The organism is Achromobacter aegrifaciens, from assembly GCF_902859965.1.
Classification (GTDB): Bacteria; Pseudomonadota; Gammaproteobacteria; order Burkholderiales; family Burkholderiaceae_B; genus Achromobacter; species Achromobacter aegrifaciens.
Map to the genome: position 1 here is coordinate 1423681 of NZ_CADIKO010000001.1, position 14065 is coordinate 1437745.

At 64.8% G+C, this 14065-nt stretch carries 13 protein-coding genes; 6 read left to right on the top strand and 7 right to left on the bottom strand.

Translation table 11 applies throughout. The features are described from left to right. The first annotated feature begins 8 nt into the window (after positions 1 to 8). The 4 genes from HV793_RS06625 to HV793_RS06640 all read left to right on the top strand — a co-directional run bounded on the left by HV793_RS06625 (position 9) and on the right by HV793_RS06640 (position 3776). Entirely contained in the window at positions 9 to 761 is a 753-nt protein-coding gene (locus tag HV793_RS06625; RefSeq protein WP_054455601.1) for an SPOR domain-containing protein, read from the top strand. 81 nt (positions 762 to 842) lie between these two features. After that, positions 843 to 1472: a thiol:disulfide interchange protein DsbA/DsbL gene (locus HV793_RS06630; protein ID WP_054455603.1), complete on the top strand. Its 630-nt coding sequence runs from the start codon at positions 843 to 845 to the stop codon at positions 1470 to 1472. 136 nt (positions 1473 to 1608) lie between these two features. Continuing rightward, complete coding sequence (locus tag HV793_RS06635) at positions 1609 to 2820, top strand: ABC transporter substrate-binding protein (RefSeq protein ID WP_119449842.1); 1212 nt, start codon at positions 1609 to 1611, stop codon at positions 2818 to 2820. Continuing rightward, complete coding sequence (locus tag HV793_RS06640) at positions 2799 to 3776, top strand: alpha/beta hydrolase (protein ID WP_175212862.1); 978 nt, start codon at positions 2799 to 2801, stop codon at positions 3774 to 3776. Before HV793_RS06635 ends, HV793_RS06640 begins: the two co-directional genes overlap by 22 nt. A gap of 21 nt (positions 3777 to 3797) precedes the next feature. On the opposite strand, the gene metC is transcribed toward HV793_RS06640, so the two are convergent. Both metC and HV793_RS06650 read right to left on the bottom strand, forming a co-directional pair. Continuing rightward, a complete protein-coding gene (gene metC, locus HV793_RS06645) occupies positions 3798 to 4991 on the bottom strand; it encodes a cystathionine beta-lyase (RefSeq protein WP_054455607.1) in 1194 nt (397 codons plus the stop codon). Between the two features lie 82 nt (positions 4992 to 5073). After that, positions 5074 to 5799, bottom strand: coding sequence for a nitroreductase (locus HV793_RS06650; protein WP_244958593.1), 726 nt, complete (start codon positions 5797 to 5799; stop codon positions 5074 to 5076). A gap of 134 nt (positions 5800 to 5933) precedes the next feature. On the opposite strand from HV793_RS06650, the gene HV793_RS06655 reads away from it, so the two are divergent. Beyond that, positions 5934 to 6560, top strand: coding sequence for a LysE family translocator (locus tag HV793_RS06655; RefSeq protein ID WP_054455611.1), 627 nt, complete (start codon positions 5934 to 5936; stop codon positions 6558 to 6560). A 182-nt stretch (positions 6561 to 6742) separates the two neighbouring features. Next, complete coding sequence (locus tag HV793_RS06660; protein WP_175212863.1) at positions 6743 to 7771, top strand: Bug family tripartite tricarboxylate transporter substrate binding protein; 1029 nt, start codon at positions 6743 to 6745, stop codon at positions 7769 to 7771. A gap of 104 nt (positions 7772 to 7875) precedes the next feature. On the opposite strand, the gene HV793_RS06665 is transcribed toward HV793_RS06660, so the two are convergent. The 5 genes from HV793_RS06665 to HV793_RS06685 are packed head-to-tail and all read right to left on the bottom strand — an operon-like array spanning position 7876 to position 13722. Continuing rightward, positions 7876 to 8847: a Bug family tripartite tricarboxylate transporter substrate binding protein gene (locus HV793_RS06665; RefSeq protein WP_175212864.1), complete on the bottom strand. Its 972-nt coding sequence runs from the start codon at positions 8845 to 8847 to the stop codon at positions 7876 to 7878. 12 nt (positions 8848 to 8859) lie between these two features. Next, positions 8860 to 10338 carry an aldehyde dehydrogenase family protein gene (locus HV793_RS06670; RefSeq protein WP_225596950.1) on the bottom strand — a complete coding sequence of 493 codons (1479 nt, stop codon included), beginning with the start codon at positions 10336 to 10338 and terminating at the stop codon, positions 8860 to 8862. After that, a complete protein-coding gene (locus HV793_RS06675; RefSeq protein ID WP_342357253.1) occupies positions 10293 to 11285 on the bottom strand; it encodes a PDR/VanB family oxidoreductase in 993 nt (330 codons plus the stop codon). Before HV793_RS06675 ends, HV793_RS06670 begins: the two co-directional genes overlap by 46 nt. Continuing rightward, positions 11282 to 12571 carry a cytochrome P450 gene (locus tag HV793_RS06680; RefSeq protein ID WP_175212865.1) on the bottom strand — a complete coding sequence of 430 codons (1290 nt, stop codon included), beginning with the start codon at positions 12569 to 12571 and terminating at the stop codon, positions 11282 to 11284. The genes HV793_RS06675 and HV793_RS06680 overlap by 4 nt, the downstream gene beginning before the upstream one ends. Before the next feature lie 41 nt (positions 12572 to 12612). Further along, positions 12613 to 13722: an NAD(P)-dependent alcohol dehydrogenase gene (locus HV793_RS06685; RefSeq protein WP_175212866.1), complete on the bottom strand. Its 1110-nt coding sequence runs from the start codon at positions 13720 to 13722 to the stop codon at positions 12613 to 12615. Positions 13723 to 14065 lie beyond the last annotated feature (343 nt).

Below are 14065 nucleotides of genomic sequence, written 5' to 3' on the forward strand. Positions count from 1 at the left end.
ATCGGTTCATGGCAACCAAGCGCAAAACCACCCGCCGTTCCTCCGGCGAAAGCGGCAGCACCCTGTACGGCGCGCTGGCCGGCTTGCTCATCGGCCTGATCGTGGCCGCCGTCGTCGCCTTCTACGTCACCAAGGCGCCAGTGCCCTTCGTCGACCGGGCCAGCCGCCAGGGCGACAACGGCAAGCTGCCGGACCCGCGCCAGGCGCCGGACCCCAACGCCGGCCTGTACGGCCGCGACGGCGGCGCCGGCACCCCGTCCACCGGCCCGACCGCCACGGCGCCCGCGCCGCTGCCTGGGGCCGGCACGGGCCAGGCCAGCGGACCCGCCGCCTCCAAGGGCGATGACACCCCCGCCAAGCTGGACGACCTGGGCGCGCTGATCGCCACCCTGCCTACGTCCAAGGCGCCCGCCGCGGCTTCGGCCGCGCCGTCCGCCGCCCCCAGCCAGGCGCCCACGCCTATCTCCAAGGCCGCCCCCGCCGCTGCGCCCGCGCCGGCTCCCAAGCCGGCCGCCACCGCCTCCGCGGCCAACGGCACGTATTACCTGCAGGCCGGCGCCTTCCGGGGCGAGAACGACGCGGAGTCCCTCAAGGCCCGCATCATCCTGCTGGGCCTGCCGGTGGCGGTGCAAAAGGCCGAAGTGAACGGCAAGCCCATCAATCGGGTCAGGGTGGGGCCCTTTGCCCGCCTGGACGACATGAACCGGGCGCGCGGCCGCCTGGGCGAGAACAAGATCGAAACCGCGGTGGTGCGCCAGTAATGTGGGCCGCCGCGCGCGCAAGCATTGAACTTATCCGGCCCCGGGCCTGTCTGTAACTTTTTACTCAGGAACCTCTCATCCATGCTGTCCCCCAAGATAATCCGCATCCTGGCCGCGGCCGCGCTGACCGCCACGGCATTCTTCAGCCCGGCAAGCCACGCGCAAGGCACGCAGCAGTCCATCGCCATCAATCCGCCGCTGCCGTCGGACACCCCGGGCAAGATCGAGGTCCTGGAATTCTTCGCCTACACCTGCCCGCACTGCGCCGCCATGGAGCCTATGGTTGAAGACTGGGCCAAGACCGCGCCGCCGGACGTGGTGCTCAAGCAGGTTCCGATCGCGTTCAACGCCGGCATGAAGCCGTTGCAGCAGCTCTATTACACGCTGCTCGCCCTGGACCGCCCGGATCTGCACCCCAAGGTCTTTGCCGCCATCCACGGCGAGCACAAGCGCCTGTTCGACAAGAAGGCGATGGGCGAATGGATCGCCACGCAGGGCGTGGACCGCGAGAAGTTCGACTCGGTCTTCGATTCGTTCAGCGTGCAGACGCAGGTGCAGCGCGCCACCCAGCTGGCCGACGCCTACCGCATCGACGGCACCCCGTCGTTCGCCGTCGGCGGCAAGTTCATGACCTCGCCGGTCATGGCGGGCAACAGCTACGAAGGCGCGCTGAAGGAAGTGACCCGCTTGATCCCGCTGGCGCGCAACTGATACTTTCCAGCCGGAATCCCGAACGCCCCGAGCCTGCCGGCCGGGGCGTTTTTCTTTGCGGTTCCCGCCCGAGCCCGCGCTACACTTTCCGCACAACAAATCGCCGCAACAGCGGCACACAATGGGTGGAAGACAAATGAAGCAGCGATTCCCGCGCAAACGCGCGATGCTGGGCCTGTGCCTGGCGCTGGCCGCCGGCCTGGCGCAAGCCAACGAAACCGACGGCGTGAAGATCGGCGTACTCACGGACATGGCGGGCGTCACCGCCGACGCCACCGGCCGCGGCTCGGTCGAAGCCGCCCGCCTGGCCATCGAGGAAATGGGCGGCACCCTGCTGGGCAAGCCGATTTCGCTGGTCTCGGGCGACCACCAGCACCGGCCCGACATCGGCAGCGGCATGGCGCGCAAGTGGTACGACACCGACGGCGTGGACGTGATCGTGGACGTGCCCAACTCGTCGGTCGCGCTGGCGGTGCAGGGCATCGCGCGCGACAAGAAGAAACTGGTGCTGTTCTCCAGCCCTGGCACCACCGCGCTGACCCAGGCGCAGTGCTCGCCCTACGGCGTGCAATGGACCTACACCACCTACGCGTTGTCGCGCGGCACCGCGACCGCCGTGGTCAACGAGGGCAACAAGCGCTGGTTCATCCTGGCGTCCGACTACGCCTTTGGCAAGCAGCTGGCGGCCGACACCGAGGCCGTGGTCAAGGCCAACGGCGGCGAGGTCGTCGGCACCGTCTACCACCCGCTGAACGCGTCGGACTTCGCATCTTTCCTGTTGCAGGCGCAGGCCTCCAAGGCGCAGATCATCGCCATCGCCAACGCGGGCGGCGACACCATCTCGGCCATCAAGCAGGCCGCGGAATTCGGCATCGGCGGCGCACAGCAGCTGGCGGCCATGCTGCTGCTGATCACCGACGTGCACAGCCTGGGCCTGCAAGCCGCGCAGAAAACCTACCTGACCGTGCCGTCCTACTGGGACATGAACGACGGCACGCGCGCCTTCGCCAAGAAGTTCGAGGCCCGCGTGGGGCGTCCGCCCACCTTCCTGCAGGCAGGCGTCTACGGCTCGGTGCGCCATTACCTGCAAGCCGTGAAGGCGGCAGGCACGGTGGACGCCGATGCCGTCATGGCAAAGATGAAATCGCTGCCCATCGACGACCCGTTCAGCCTGAACGCACGCATCCGCGAAGACGGCCTGGTGGTGCGCGACATGATGCTGGCACAGGTCAAGACGCCGGCGCAGTCCAAGGCGCCCTGGGACTACTACAACATCGTGCGCAACATTCCTGGCGCGGCGCTGGCCTGGCCCTTGTCGGAAAGCCAATGTCCTCTGGTCAAGCCATGACGCAAGCGCCGCCCGAGGCAGTGGCCCTGGCCGACTTCGGCAGCTTCTACGCGGGCGGGCGGCAGGTGCGTATCGACGGCCTGCCGCAGCGCGAGATCGCCTTCACGCAGAGCGCATCGCTGGCGTATGACCCCAACGGCCTGTATCACTTCGAGCAGGCCTACGTGCAGTACTTCATCCCGGCGCGCCTGGCGCATCCGCTGCCCATCGTGCTGCTGCATGGCGGCGGCATGACGGGCGCGATGTGGGAGCAGACGCCCGACGGCAGGCCCGGCTGGATGCAGCACTTTCTGCGGCAGGGACATGCGGTGTACGTCGTGGACAACGTCGAGCGTGGCCGCGCAGGCTGGGCCCCGTTCACACAGGTTTGGCCCGAGCCGCCCATCATCCGCAATGCCGAGGAAAGCTGGACGCTGTTCCGCTTCGGCCGCGCCGAAGACTACGCGGCGCGACGCGCGTTCGAAGGGCAGCGCTTTCCGGTCGCCGCGTTCGACGAATTCATCCGCCACGCGGTACCGCGCTGGCTGGGCAATAACGATGCGGCCCTACGGGGATTCTGCGCGGTGCTCGACCGCGTCGGACCTTGCCTGGTGATGGCGCACAGCCACGGCGGCGAAGTCGCCTACCGCGCGCTGCATGCGCGGCCGGACCTGGTGCGCGGCGTCATCGGCATCGAACCCTCGGGCTACTCGTCCGAGGTAACGGCCCAAGCCGTGGCGGACAAGCCCTTTCTGTTCGTCTATGGCGACTACCTGGACGCGACGCCGCTTTGGGAAAAGCTGTGCGCCACCGGCCAGGCCTATGCCGATGAGCTGGCGCGCCAAGGCGCCCGCGTACAAACCTGGCGCCTGGCCGACATGGGCATTGCCGGCAATTCGCACATGCCCATGATGGACGACAACAGCGACGACATCGCCGCGCGCATCGGCGCGTGGATACGTAGCGCGGCCGCCTGAGGCCGCCGCGCCTTGCGTCGTTCAGCCCTGGACGGCCGCGGCTTTTTCCAGCGCCTGGGTCAGGTCGGCAATGATGTCGTCCGGCGATTCCAGGCCGATATGCAGCCGCACCAGAGCGTTGTCGCCTTCGCCCCAGTAGCGGTGCTTGGCCAAGTCCTTGCCCGACACCAGCTGCACCAGGCTTTCGTAGCCTCCCCAGGAAAAGCCGATGCCGAAAAGCGTCAGTGAATCCACGAACACGCGCGCCGCCGCCGGCGACAGGCGCAGCTCGACGGACAGCATGCCATTGGAGCCGGTGCAATCGCGCTGCCACAGGGCGTGGCCGGGATCCTGCGGCCAGGCCGGGTGGAACAGGCGCACGGTCTCGGGACGGCTCTTGAAGAACTCGCACACCTGCAAGGCATGGCGCGCATGCTGGGCCATGCGGATGGGCATGGTGCGCACCCCGCGCAAGGCCAGCCAGGCGTCGTCAGCGCTGATCGAATAGCCCATGGCGTACTGCGTGCGGTTGAGCTTGCGGGCTATCTGTTCGTCATTGGTGACGACGGCGCCCAGCATCAGGTCCGAATGCCCGCCCACGTACTTGGTGCCGGCGATGACAGACACCTGCGCGCCCAGCGTCAGCGGACGGTAGATGTAGCCCGAACCCCAGGTGTTGTCGGTGGCCAGCACCAGCCCGTGGCTCTGCGCGAAAGCGGCCATGGCGCCCATGTCCAGCATCTCGAACAACAGCGAGCCCGGCGACTCCACGTACAGCAGCTTGGTGTTGGGACGCACCAGCGCTTCGAGATCCTCGCCAGCCGCGAAGTAGGTGATCTCGATGTTCATGCGCTTGAGCACCGCGTCGTCGAGTTCGCGCATCGGACCATAGACGCAGTCCGAGATCAGTGCGTGGTCGCCGGCCGAGCACAGGGCCATCATGACCATGGTCATCGCCGACAGGCCCGAGGACGCCAGGTAGCAATGCGTACCGCCTTCGAGCTGGGTGAAGACTTCTTCCAGCGCCGCATGCGTGTCCATGCCCATGCGCCCGTAGGTGGAGGCGCGGCCGCCTGCCGCCTTGTCGCGCTGGGCCTTTTCAAGCGCAGCGAGGTTCTCGAAGCGCACCGTGCTGGCCCGCATCGGCGGCAGGGGCACCGGCGCCGTGCCGGTTTCAGGGTTGAACGGGGCGGTGCCTGCGTGCTGCAGAAGCGTATCGATGTGTTTGGTGGGCATCTTCAGTGGACTGCTTGCGTATGGACAGGGGCGGAATAAAAGCGATCAGGATGAACCATATCAGGCCAGGCGCAGCCTGTCCCTATTCGCCGATCCAGGTAACGGTTTCGGATTGCGGGGCGCGGCTGGTGCGATAGCTGTTGACGGGGTGCGCCGTGTCGGCATAACCGAAGGAAATGCCGCAGACCACGCGGCGGCCCGCGGCGATGCCGAGTTCCTCGCGCAGCACTTCCGGGTACATGGCCAGGGATGCCTGGGCGACGGTCGCCACGCCATTGGCCTGGGCCGCCAGCAGGAAATTGGCCACATAGCCGCCGCAATCCATCGCGCCGTATTCGCCCAGCGCCTCGTCGGTGGTGATGATGGCCACGTGCGGCGCGTCGAACAGCTGGAAATTGCGCATTTCCTGGCGGCGGTATGCCTCGCGGTCGCCGCGCGCCACACCGACCGCGCCATACAGCTGGAAGCCTGATTCGCGCCGACGGGCCAGGTACTCGCCCTGATACTCGCGCGGAAACGGAAAATCCGGCGTAAAGCCAGACTGTTCCGCGCGGCGTTGCAGCGCGTCGCGCAGGCGTTCCGTACCCGCGCCTTCCGTGATCGTCACCTGCCAGGGCTGGCAGTTGCACCAGGACGCGGCGCGCTGCGCCAGATCCAGGATGCGCTCGATGGTGCCGCGCCCGACCGGTTCGGGCAGGAAGGCGCGGCAGCTGTGGCGCGCATGCAGCCACGCCTCGAGCGCGGCATCGGGGCGTGCGTCGGCGGCCTGCAAGGGCTGCGGGGAATGCGGCATGGCGGATGGTGGCATGGCGGTTGTCTCTCCTGATCGGGTCGCACACGCCCCGCCAGGGACGCATGCGGCATGCATGATGGGCACGTCTTTCCCTTTATGATGCCACTTCCGGCCTTCCGAAGCCGGCCGAACCGTTCCAGGCGACCCCCATGCTGCCCATCGACACCCTGATCGCATTCTTCGGCATTGCCGTCCTGCTGGCCCTGACTCCAGGGCCGGACAACCTGTTCGTGCTGATGCAATCCGCCATCTGGGGACGCAAGGCCGGCATGTTCGTGGTGCTGGGGCTGTGCACGGGGCTGCTGGGGCATACGGCCGCCGTGGCCGTTGGGCTGGCGGCCGTGTTCGCGGCCTCGCCCATGGCCTTCACCGTGCTGAAGCTTGCGGGCGCCGCCTACCTGGCCTATCTGGCATGGCAGATCCTGCGCGCGCCGGTCGAACCCGAGGACGGCAAGCGCCCCGAACCCATGAAGCCCGGTGCGCTGTATCGCCGCGGCATCGTGATGAACCTGACCAATCCCAAGGTCCTGCTGTTCTTCTTCGCCTTCCTGCCGCAGTTCACCTCACCGGCGCTGGGCCGCGTGGGCTTGCAGACCATGCAGCTGGGCGCGGTGTTCATGGTGTCCACGCTGCTGGTGTTCGGCGCCATCGCGTTCTTCTCTGGCGCGTTCGGGGAACTGCTGCAGCGTTCGGTGACGGCCAAGCGCTGGTTGAACCGGATCGCCGCGCTGGTGTTTGTCGGGTTGGCCGTGCGGCTGGCGACCGCCTCGCGTTGAAGAGGCGGCGAAAACCCTTCCCGACCCACCTGCGCTGCGCGCGCCCTGTGTATTTCCCATATGTACATGCGGAATTTGCAGTTTGCGGACCGGCGCCCACAGTCCAAGATTGCCGCACCGCCCCAACACAGGCCTAGGCATGGACGCCGATAGCCACCTCTTGCGGCGCAAGGAGAGTGGCCATGAAGCAAAACAAACATTTGTACTGGAAACCCGCTGCCCAAGCGCTGGCGGCGGTTGCCACACGGGTCGGATTGCTTGCCGCCGCGCTGGCTATCCTGCCCTTGTCCGCGCGCGCCCAGACCGACTATCCAACCAGGCCCTTGCATCTGATCGTGCCTTACCAGGTCGGCGGGCAGGTCGATACCATCGCACGCTCGGTTGCCGAAGGCCTGGGCAAGCGGCTCGGCCAGCCCGTGCTCGTGGAGAACAAGCCTGGCGCAAGCGGCATCATCGCGACCAATTACGTCGCCAAATCAGCCCCGGACGGCTACACCCTGCTGTTGACGCTGGCCTCCCCGATCACCGCCAACCTGGTGCTCTTCAAGAAGCTGCCCTACGATCCGCGCACCGAGTTGCGGCCGGTCTCCGATGTCGCCAAGGGTACGGGAGTGATCGTGATCAACAGTGCGTTACCCGTCAGGAACATCGATGAGCTGATCGCGTATGCAAGAAAGGAACCAGGCGCGCTCCGAATGGGATCGTGGGGACCAGGCTCCACACCGCACCTCATTCAGCACTACATGAACAAGACCTACGGCATCGACATCCTGAACGTACCCTACAAGGGCGAGCTGCCGATCATGACGGCGTTGCTTGGCGGCCAGATCGACGTTGCCCTGGCCTCCGTGTTCACGCTCAAGCAGCCCCTTGCCACCGGCAAGATACGGGCCCTCGCCGTGCTCGGCAGCAAGCGGATCAGCAGCCTGCCGGACGTCCCAAGCATGGCCGAGTCGGGCTACAACGATGACGCTTACCGGGCCATTGCACCGACGACGCTGCTGGCCCCGGCCCAAACGCCCGCACACGTCGTCGAGCGGCTGGGTCGCGAGGTCAGCGCTACGGTGCAGAGCCCCGAGGTCCGCGACAGGCTGCTCGCGATGGACCTGGAACCGATCGGGAACCTGCCCGACGAAGCCCTGGCCGAGTACCAGACCTATCTTCCGATCATCCTCAAGCTGAACGCCGACACGGGCGTAACGCTGGACTGAGACGGCGCTCAGGCAGCCGAAAACCGACGATGCCGCATGAAGAGCTTCCGTATGTGCATCGTCGCATTCCCGTTCTATGCGCGCCGACGCTTGTTGCCGGCGGCCTACTGCGGTTCGATACCGGCCGCCCGAATCTTTGCCCCCCAGACCTCGAACTGATCCCTGACGAATTCATCAGTCTTCTGGAGAGGCAGGTAATCGACTTCGCTGCCATGACGTGCAAGTTGCCTTTTCATGGCGGGCTGGGCCAACGCCCTCTCAAGCGAGGCGCTTTGCCGCTGAACAATCTCGTCGGGAGTACCGGCGGGCGCGAAGAACGCCGCCCAGGCAACAGTCTCCGAGTCCGGAAATCCCGCCTCGACGATGGACGGGATATCGGGCAGCAACGCCGACCGGGCGCGTGATGTGACCGCAAGCGCCCGCACACGCTTGGAATCCAGAAACGGGCGCGCGGCCGCGACACTAGCAAAGGCAAAGGCCACTTCGCCGACGACGACGTCTGTAATCGCAGCGGCCTCGCCCTTGTACGGGACCGCAGTCATAGGCACGTTCGCCTGCTTGGCAAAGAACGCCCCAGCCACCTGAGCCGTGCTATTGCTATAGGCGTAGTTTGCGGCCGCTGGGTTCTGTTTCATAAAGGCGACCAGTTCGCCAAGCGTATTCATGCTGCCGTCGCCGCGCACGACCAGCACGAAGGGCGTTCTGGCGACCAGCGCGACGGCGCGGAAGGCCTTGGCGGGATCGAATGGAAGCTGCTTGAACAGTGCCGGCGCGGCGGCATTCGTGGTGTTCGTTCCAAACAGCAGCGTGTAGCCGTCTGGCGCGGCCGTCGCCACGGCTTCGGTTCCAATCAGGCCATTTGCACCACCGCGGTTTTCCACCATCACCGCCACCCCCAGGTCCTTCCGCATTTCCTCGGCCAGCAACCGGCCGACGATATCCGCCGCGCCTCCGGCGGCGAACGGTACGACGATCCGAACGGGACGGACAGGATACGGCTGGGCGAGGGCAGAGCTTGCGCTCCAGGTTGCCAACAGCGCCAGAACCGGCATGAAGAGCATCCGCATGCGCATCATTGCATTCCCGTTTCAGGCGCGCCGACGTTTCATGGATATCGTCTGCGCCAACGTGTACTCCAACAACCCCTCGATGCCGTTCTCCACACCCAGGCCCGACTGCTTATGCCCTGCCATTGGCCTGGAAGGAGAGAGCGCCAGCGTGCCGTTAACCGATACCGTGCCGGCGTTGAGCCGGCAGGCGATAGCCAGTGCCTGCTCCTCGTCAGGTCCCCACACGGAGCCGCCTAACCCAAATTCGCAATCATTGGCGCGCGCCACGGCCTCATCCACGTCCTTGAATTTGAGCAACGGCAAGATCGGACCGAACGGCTCCTCTTGGACCACGCGGGCGGTGTCCGGAGGGTTGTCGACCAGCGTCACCGGAAAAAAATACCCTTTGCCCGCCGGGATCTCGCCGCCCGCGAGAATTCGGCAACCTTGGGCGCGGGTCTCGGCAAGCAATCCCTTCAAATGCTCGAACTGCTGCCTGTTCTGCACGGGACCGAGCTTCACCGCGGCGTCCATGCCACGGCCCATCGGCGTCTGGCTGGCAATGCGTGCCAGCGCCCCGGCCAGGCGTTCGTAAATGTCCTCGTGGATGTAGAGCCGTTTGATCGCAACGCAGACCTGCCCGCTATTGATAAACGCTCCCCAAAACAGCGTCGACGCAATCTCCTCGACATCGCAGCCCGGCAACACGATGGCCGCGTCATTGCCGCCGAGTTCAAGGGTCAGCCGCTTGAGGTTGATGGCCGCGCTTTCCATGACCCTACGGCCGGTACGCGTGGAGCCCGTGAAGCTGATCTTGTCGATGCCAGGATGAGAAGACATCCACGGTCCGAGCGCATCGCCGCCACTGATTACGTTGAGCACTCCCGGCGGCAGCACGTCACGCAGCAACTCACCGAGCTTCAACGTGGCCAACGGCGTAAAGGGCGATGGCTTCAGCACCATCGTGTTGCCCGCCAACAATGCTGGCGCAATTTTCCAGAGCGCGAGCAACAGCGGAACATTCCACGGCACGATTCCGCCAACGACTCCGATCGGGACGCGCCGCACCTGCACCAGCATGTCCGGGGTGTCCTCTAGCGTTTGCACCGGCAGATCAAGCTTGGCGAATTCGGCGCACCAGTATGCTGAGCGTGCGACTTCCTTGCGCGCATTCTCAAGCGGCTTGCCTTGCTCCCGCGTCAGCAACTGCGCCAAAATCTCCTGGTTGGCGACCAGTGTCTGCCCGATCCTGACCAGAAAATCCTGACGCTGGGCAATAGGCGTGCCAGACCATTTCGAAAACGCCTTGCGCGCGCTTTCCACGGCCTGGTCGAGCTGCGCACGCGTAGCGTCCGGCGCGACGGCAACAATCTCTTCCGTTGCCGGGTCTACGACATCCAGGGTGGCGAACGAAGGAATCGCGGCGCCACTGACAGTCATGCTGAATGGATCTTCGATATTCATGGCGTTCCTCAGATATCCAATATCAGCAAAGGCGATTTCGCGCGCGAGCAGCATGGCGTGAACTGGTCGCCCGCCGCGTGTTCATCATCCGTGAGGAACACATCGCGGTGATCCGGAACGCCTTCCACGATCCGTGTCACGCAGGTGCCGCACGAGCCCTCGCCGCAGGACGTGTAGATATCGATGCCAGCCTCCTGGAGCACCGCTGCGGCGCTGCGGTCAGCAGGGATGCGCAATAGCTGGCCGGTGCTGGCGATCTTGATGTCGAAGGCTTGGTCGTTGGCCGAGTCGATTTCTTTGCCGCTGAAGTACTCGAAGTGGATTTGCTCTCGAGCGAGGCCTGCCTCGGCCGCCTCTCGACACACCCAATCGATGAATCCAGCAGGGCCGCAAACGTAAACATGCGTGCCCGCATCGGGTTGCGAAAGCAACCTGGCAAGATCGAGTTTCTGATCCACGCTACCGTCGTCGTAGTGGCATTGCACCTGCCGTGAGAACGCGGCTTGCTCGATTCGTCCACGAAAGGCAGTCTTGCCAACGCTGCGGGCGCAGTAGTGGAGTTCGAAATCTCCTCCGGCAGCGTGCAGCGCTTCCGCCATGCTCAACAGCGGAGTAATGCCGATGCCGCCGCCGATCAGGATGCTGCGCCTTGCCTCTTGCAACGGAAAATGATTGCGGGGCTCGCCAATCTGGATCATCGCACCCTCGAGGCAGCGATCGTGGATCCATTCGGAACCGCCGCGCGACGAGGCCTCACGCAGTATCCCGATGATGTAGCGGTCGCGCTCCTGCGGCGCGCCGCAGAGGGAATACTGACGAACCAGGCCCGTTCCCGCGTGCACATCGATGTGGGCGCCCGCCGAAAATACGGGTAGCAAGCCTCCTGCGGGATCTCGCAATTCCAGGCTGACGATGTCCTCGGTTTCCTGCGTGCGCCGCGTGACGCGCACCTGAAGTGTCTTTGTCGTACTCATGCCGATGCCGCCCTTGTCTGGATTCAATGCAGCTTGTAGCGGATCGGCAGCCGCTTCGGCCCGCTGACAAAATTCGAGGCGACCAGTTCAAGCGGGCCGGCAGGCTCAACCGATTGGAGCCGCGGAATCATCGTCTCGAACAACACTCGCATTTCCATCCTGGCCAGGTGTTGCCCGAGGCATACGTGGGCGCCGATGCCAAAGGCTAGATGGCGGTTGGGCTTGCGATCGATGCGGAAGGAGAATGGGTCTTCGAATATCTCTTCGTCGCGGTTTGCCGAGCCGTAGCACAGCATCACCCAGTCCCCCTTTCTGATGGTCCGGCCGCGGATCTCGACGTCCGCGGTCGCACAGCGCATGAAATGACGGACCGGAGAGGCAAAGCGCACGGCCTCCTCGATAAAGGCCGGTATGAGAGTGTTATCGGCCTTCAACCGCGCCAACAATTCGGGAGATTGGGTCAGCGCCCACATGGCGGTGGCCGTCGACGACGAAGTCGTATCATGGCCGGCCGTGGCGATGATGACGTAGTAGCCCAGGCGATGCATGTCGCTCAGTGGCAACCCATCGATTTCAGCGTTGGCCAGCAGGCTGGCCACGTCATTGCGCGGATTGGCCCGGCGGTCGGCAGTGAGGGTGTCGAAGTACTGCCGGAAGTCGGCGATTACCGCCTTTTTCGCCTCGGCCTTGGCCTTCAAATCCATGGAGGAGCCCTTATTGCGACTGAGTTCGGGGTCATCTCCGCCAAACAGCTCTTGCGTCAACGTCAGCATGCGCGCCTCGTCCTCGGACGGCACGCCCAGGATGTCCATGATGATATGCAGGGGATAATGCACCGCCACGTCACGCGCGAAATCAACGACCTCGCCGCTCTGCACAGCCATTTTGTCGACCGTAGCTTTGGCGAGCGCCCGCATCCGCTCGTCGAGCTTCAGGATGCTGTTGGGCATGAACCATGCCTGAGTCAGCGCACGCAGCTTTTTGTGCTCGGGATCATCGAGCCGGATCAGTGATTTGGTGAGATCGCGATTGCCCGTCGTGGCGATCATGTGCTCGATGGTCGCCCGCGGCAAGCAGACGACGGGAAGATCCGCATTGTGGAAGGTCTGGCTATCGCGCCCGATCAGCGAGACGTCGGCATGCTTGGTCACGACCCAAAAGGGATCATAGCCTTCTACCTGCGCCCGGCCCAACGGGTTGTTCGCACGCGCCCAGGCGTAGGCGGCATGCAGCCGCTCCAGGTCGGCATGGACCTTGGGATCGATGATTGCATCCGCTATATGCTGCGGCAAGATTGCGTCGGGAAGACTCATGGTTTCCGGTTCCTGGGAATAGAGAAGTGCGGCGCCCGCATTCAGGGCAGCAGTACGGGCTTGGTGCAAAGGCCTTGTTGCTGCTCGGCAATCGCACGGTTGATCTCGGCCAACGGGTAGGTCTTGATCAGCTTGTCGAAGGGGAATCGACCTTGAAGATGGAGCTCCATCAATTCTGGAATGAACTGATCCGGGTCGCTGTCGCCTTCGATGATGCCCCGGTACGTGTATCCGTTCCCCATCGCCGTCAAGAGAGTTCCGGGCAGCCCCAGCTCTCGCGCCGCCGTGGGCGGTACGCCGACGAAGCCAAATGTGCCGCGCGGCGCCAGACACGCCGGCACCGCGCCGACGACGGCCGGAACGCCGCTGGTATCGAGCACGTAGTCGGCCCCGTGCGGGGAGATCGATCTGACCGCCAGCCCCAGATCGGGCGCCCCTGCGGGATCAATCGTGTGGGTTGCACCCAGCGTAAGCGCGAGGTCCCGCCGTAGCGCATTGGGTTCGACGACGATAATGGTCTGACAGCCCTGGATTACCGCGCCCATGACTGCGCTGAGCCCGACCGCCCCGCCGCCGAGAACAAGCAGCGTCGAGCCGGGCCGGCATGCCATCGAACGCATGACGGCGCCGGCGCCGGTTTGTACTCCGCACCCCAGCACACCGGCGATATGCAAAGGCATCTCTTGCGGGACTTTGACGACATTGCGCTCCAGGGCAACGGCGTGAGTCGCAAATGACGACTGGCCGAAGAAGCTCCCCGAGATCGCCCCATTGCCATCGCACAGGGTCGCGGAGCCGTCAGCGCGCGCGCCCCGATAGTTCAGGGTACGCCTGGCGTGGCAATAGGCTGGCTCATGCCGCTCGCAAGTTGGACACCGCCCACAGGACAGGAATGTGATCGCGACGCGGTCTCCGGGCTGGACCTTGCGCACCTCGGTCCCAACCGCTTCAACGATACCGGCGCCTTCATGTCCGAAGACGGCGGGCATCGCCATGGGGAACGAACCCGCTTGCGCAACCAGGTCGGTATGACAAATCCCGGCGCCGACTATGCGGATCAAAATCTCATCCGCACGCGGGGCATCCAGTTCGATCTGCTCAAGCGTGAACGGGGCGTTGGGCGCCCGCGTGACCGCTGCCACGATCTGCATCTATGTCTCCTGCTCCTTGGAACTCGTCCTGCGCGATCTGCCGTGCCGCCCGTGACGGCGCATCGGGCAATCTGGATTGACCCGCGCGGACCATCGAATTTTTTACGAAGCTCATGATGAACCTGGATGTCCTCGCGCAACACTTCACGTTGCTCCGGAAGACATTCCATAAATACATAGCTTCCGGATCGCAGGCATCCCGCAGGATCGCCCGACTCTGCCGAAGTACGAGCTTGATGCTCCGGACCGTGCGGCAGAAATCGCCGCAAACGCGCCGCAGCGTTCACAGCCATGCGTTTTCCTCAACTTTTCCATGCGCAATGCGAAGTTTTCAGGCCTGAAT

Excerpts from the sequence above, each read along its gene's own strand:
- HV793_RS06625 (WP_054455601.1), top strand. The coding sequence starts at position 9 with ATGGCAACCAAGCGCAAAACCACCCGCCGTTCCTCCGGCGAAAGCGGC.
- HV793_RS06630 (WP_054455603.1), top strand. The coding sequence starts at position 843 with ATGCTGTCCCCCAAGATAATCCGCATCCTGGCCGCGGCCGCGCTGACC.
- HV793_RS06635 (WP_119449842.1), top strand. The coding sequence starts at position 1,609 with ATGAAGCAGCGATTCCCGCGCAAACGCGCGATGCTGGGCCTGTGCCTG.
- HV793_RS06640 (WP_175212862.1), top strand. The coding sequence starts at position 2,799 with ATGTCCTCTGGTCAAGCCATGACGCAAGCGCCGCCCGAGGCAGTGGCC.
- metC (WP_054455607.1), bottom strand. The coding sequence starts at position 4,991 with ATGCCCACCAAACACATCGATACGCTTCTGCAGCACGCAGGCACCGCC.
- HV793_RS06650 (WP_244958593.1), bottom strand. The coding sequence starts at position 5,799 with ATGCCACCATCCGCCATGCCGCATTCCCCGCAGCCCTTGCAGGCCGCC.
- HV793_RS06655 (WP_054455611.1), top strand. The coding sequence starts at position 5,934 with ATGCTGCCCATCGACACCCTGATCGCATTCTTCGGCATTGCCGTCCTG.
- HV793_RS06660 (WP_175212863.1), top strand. The coding sequence starts at position 6,743 with ATGAAGCAAAACAAACATTTGTACTGGAAACCCGCTGCCCAAGCGCTG.
- HV793_RS06665 (WP_175212864.1), bottom strand. The coding sequence starts at position 8,847 with ATGATGCGCATGCGGATGCTCTTCATGCCGGTTCTGGCGCTGTTGGCA.
- HV793_RS06670 (WP_225596950.1), bottom strand. The coding sequence starts at position 10,338 with ATGCTGCTCGCGCGCGAAATCGCCTTTGCTGATATTGGATATCTGAGG.
- HV793_RS06680 (WP_175212865.1), bottom strand. The coding sequence starts at position 12,571 with ATGAGTCTTCCCGACGCAATCTTGCCGCAGCATATAGCGGATGCAATC.
- HV793_RS06685 (WP_175212866.1), bottom strand. The coding sequence starts at position 13,722 with ATGCAGATCGTGGCAGCGGTCACGCGGGCGCCCAACGCCCCGTTCACG.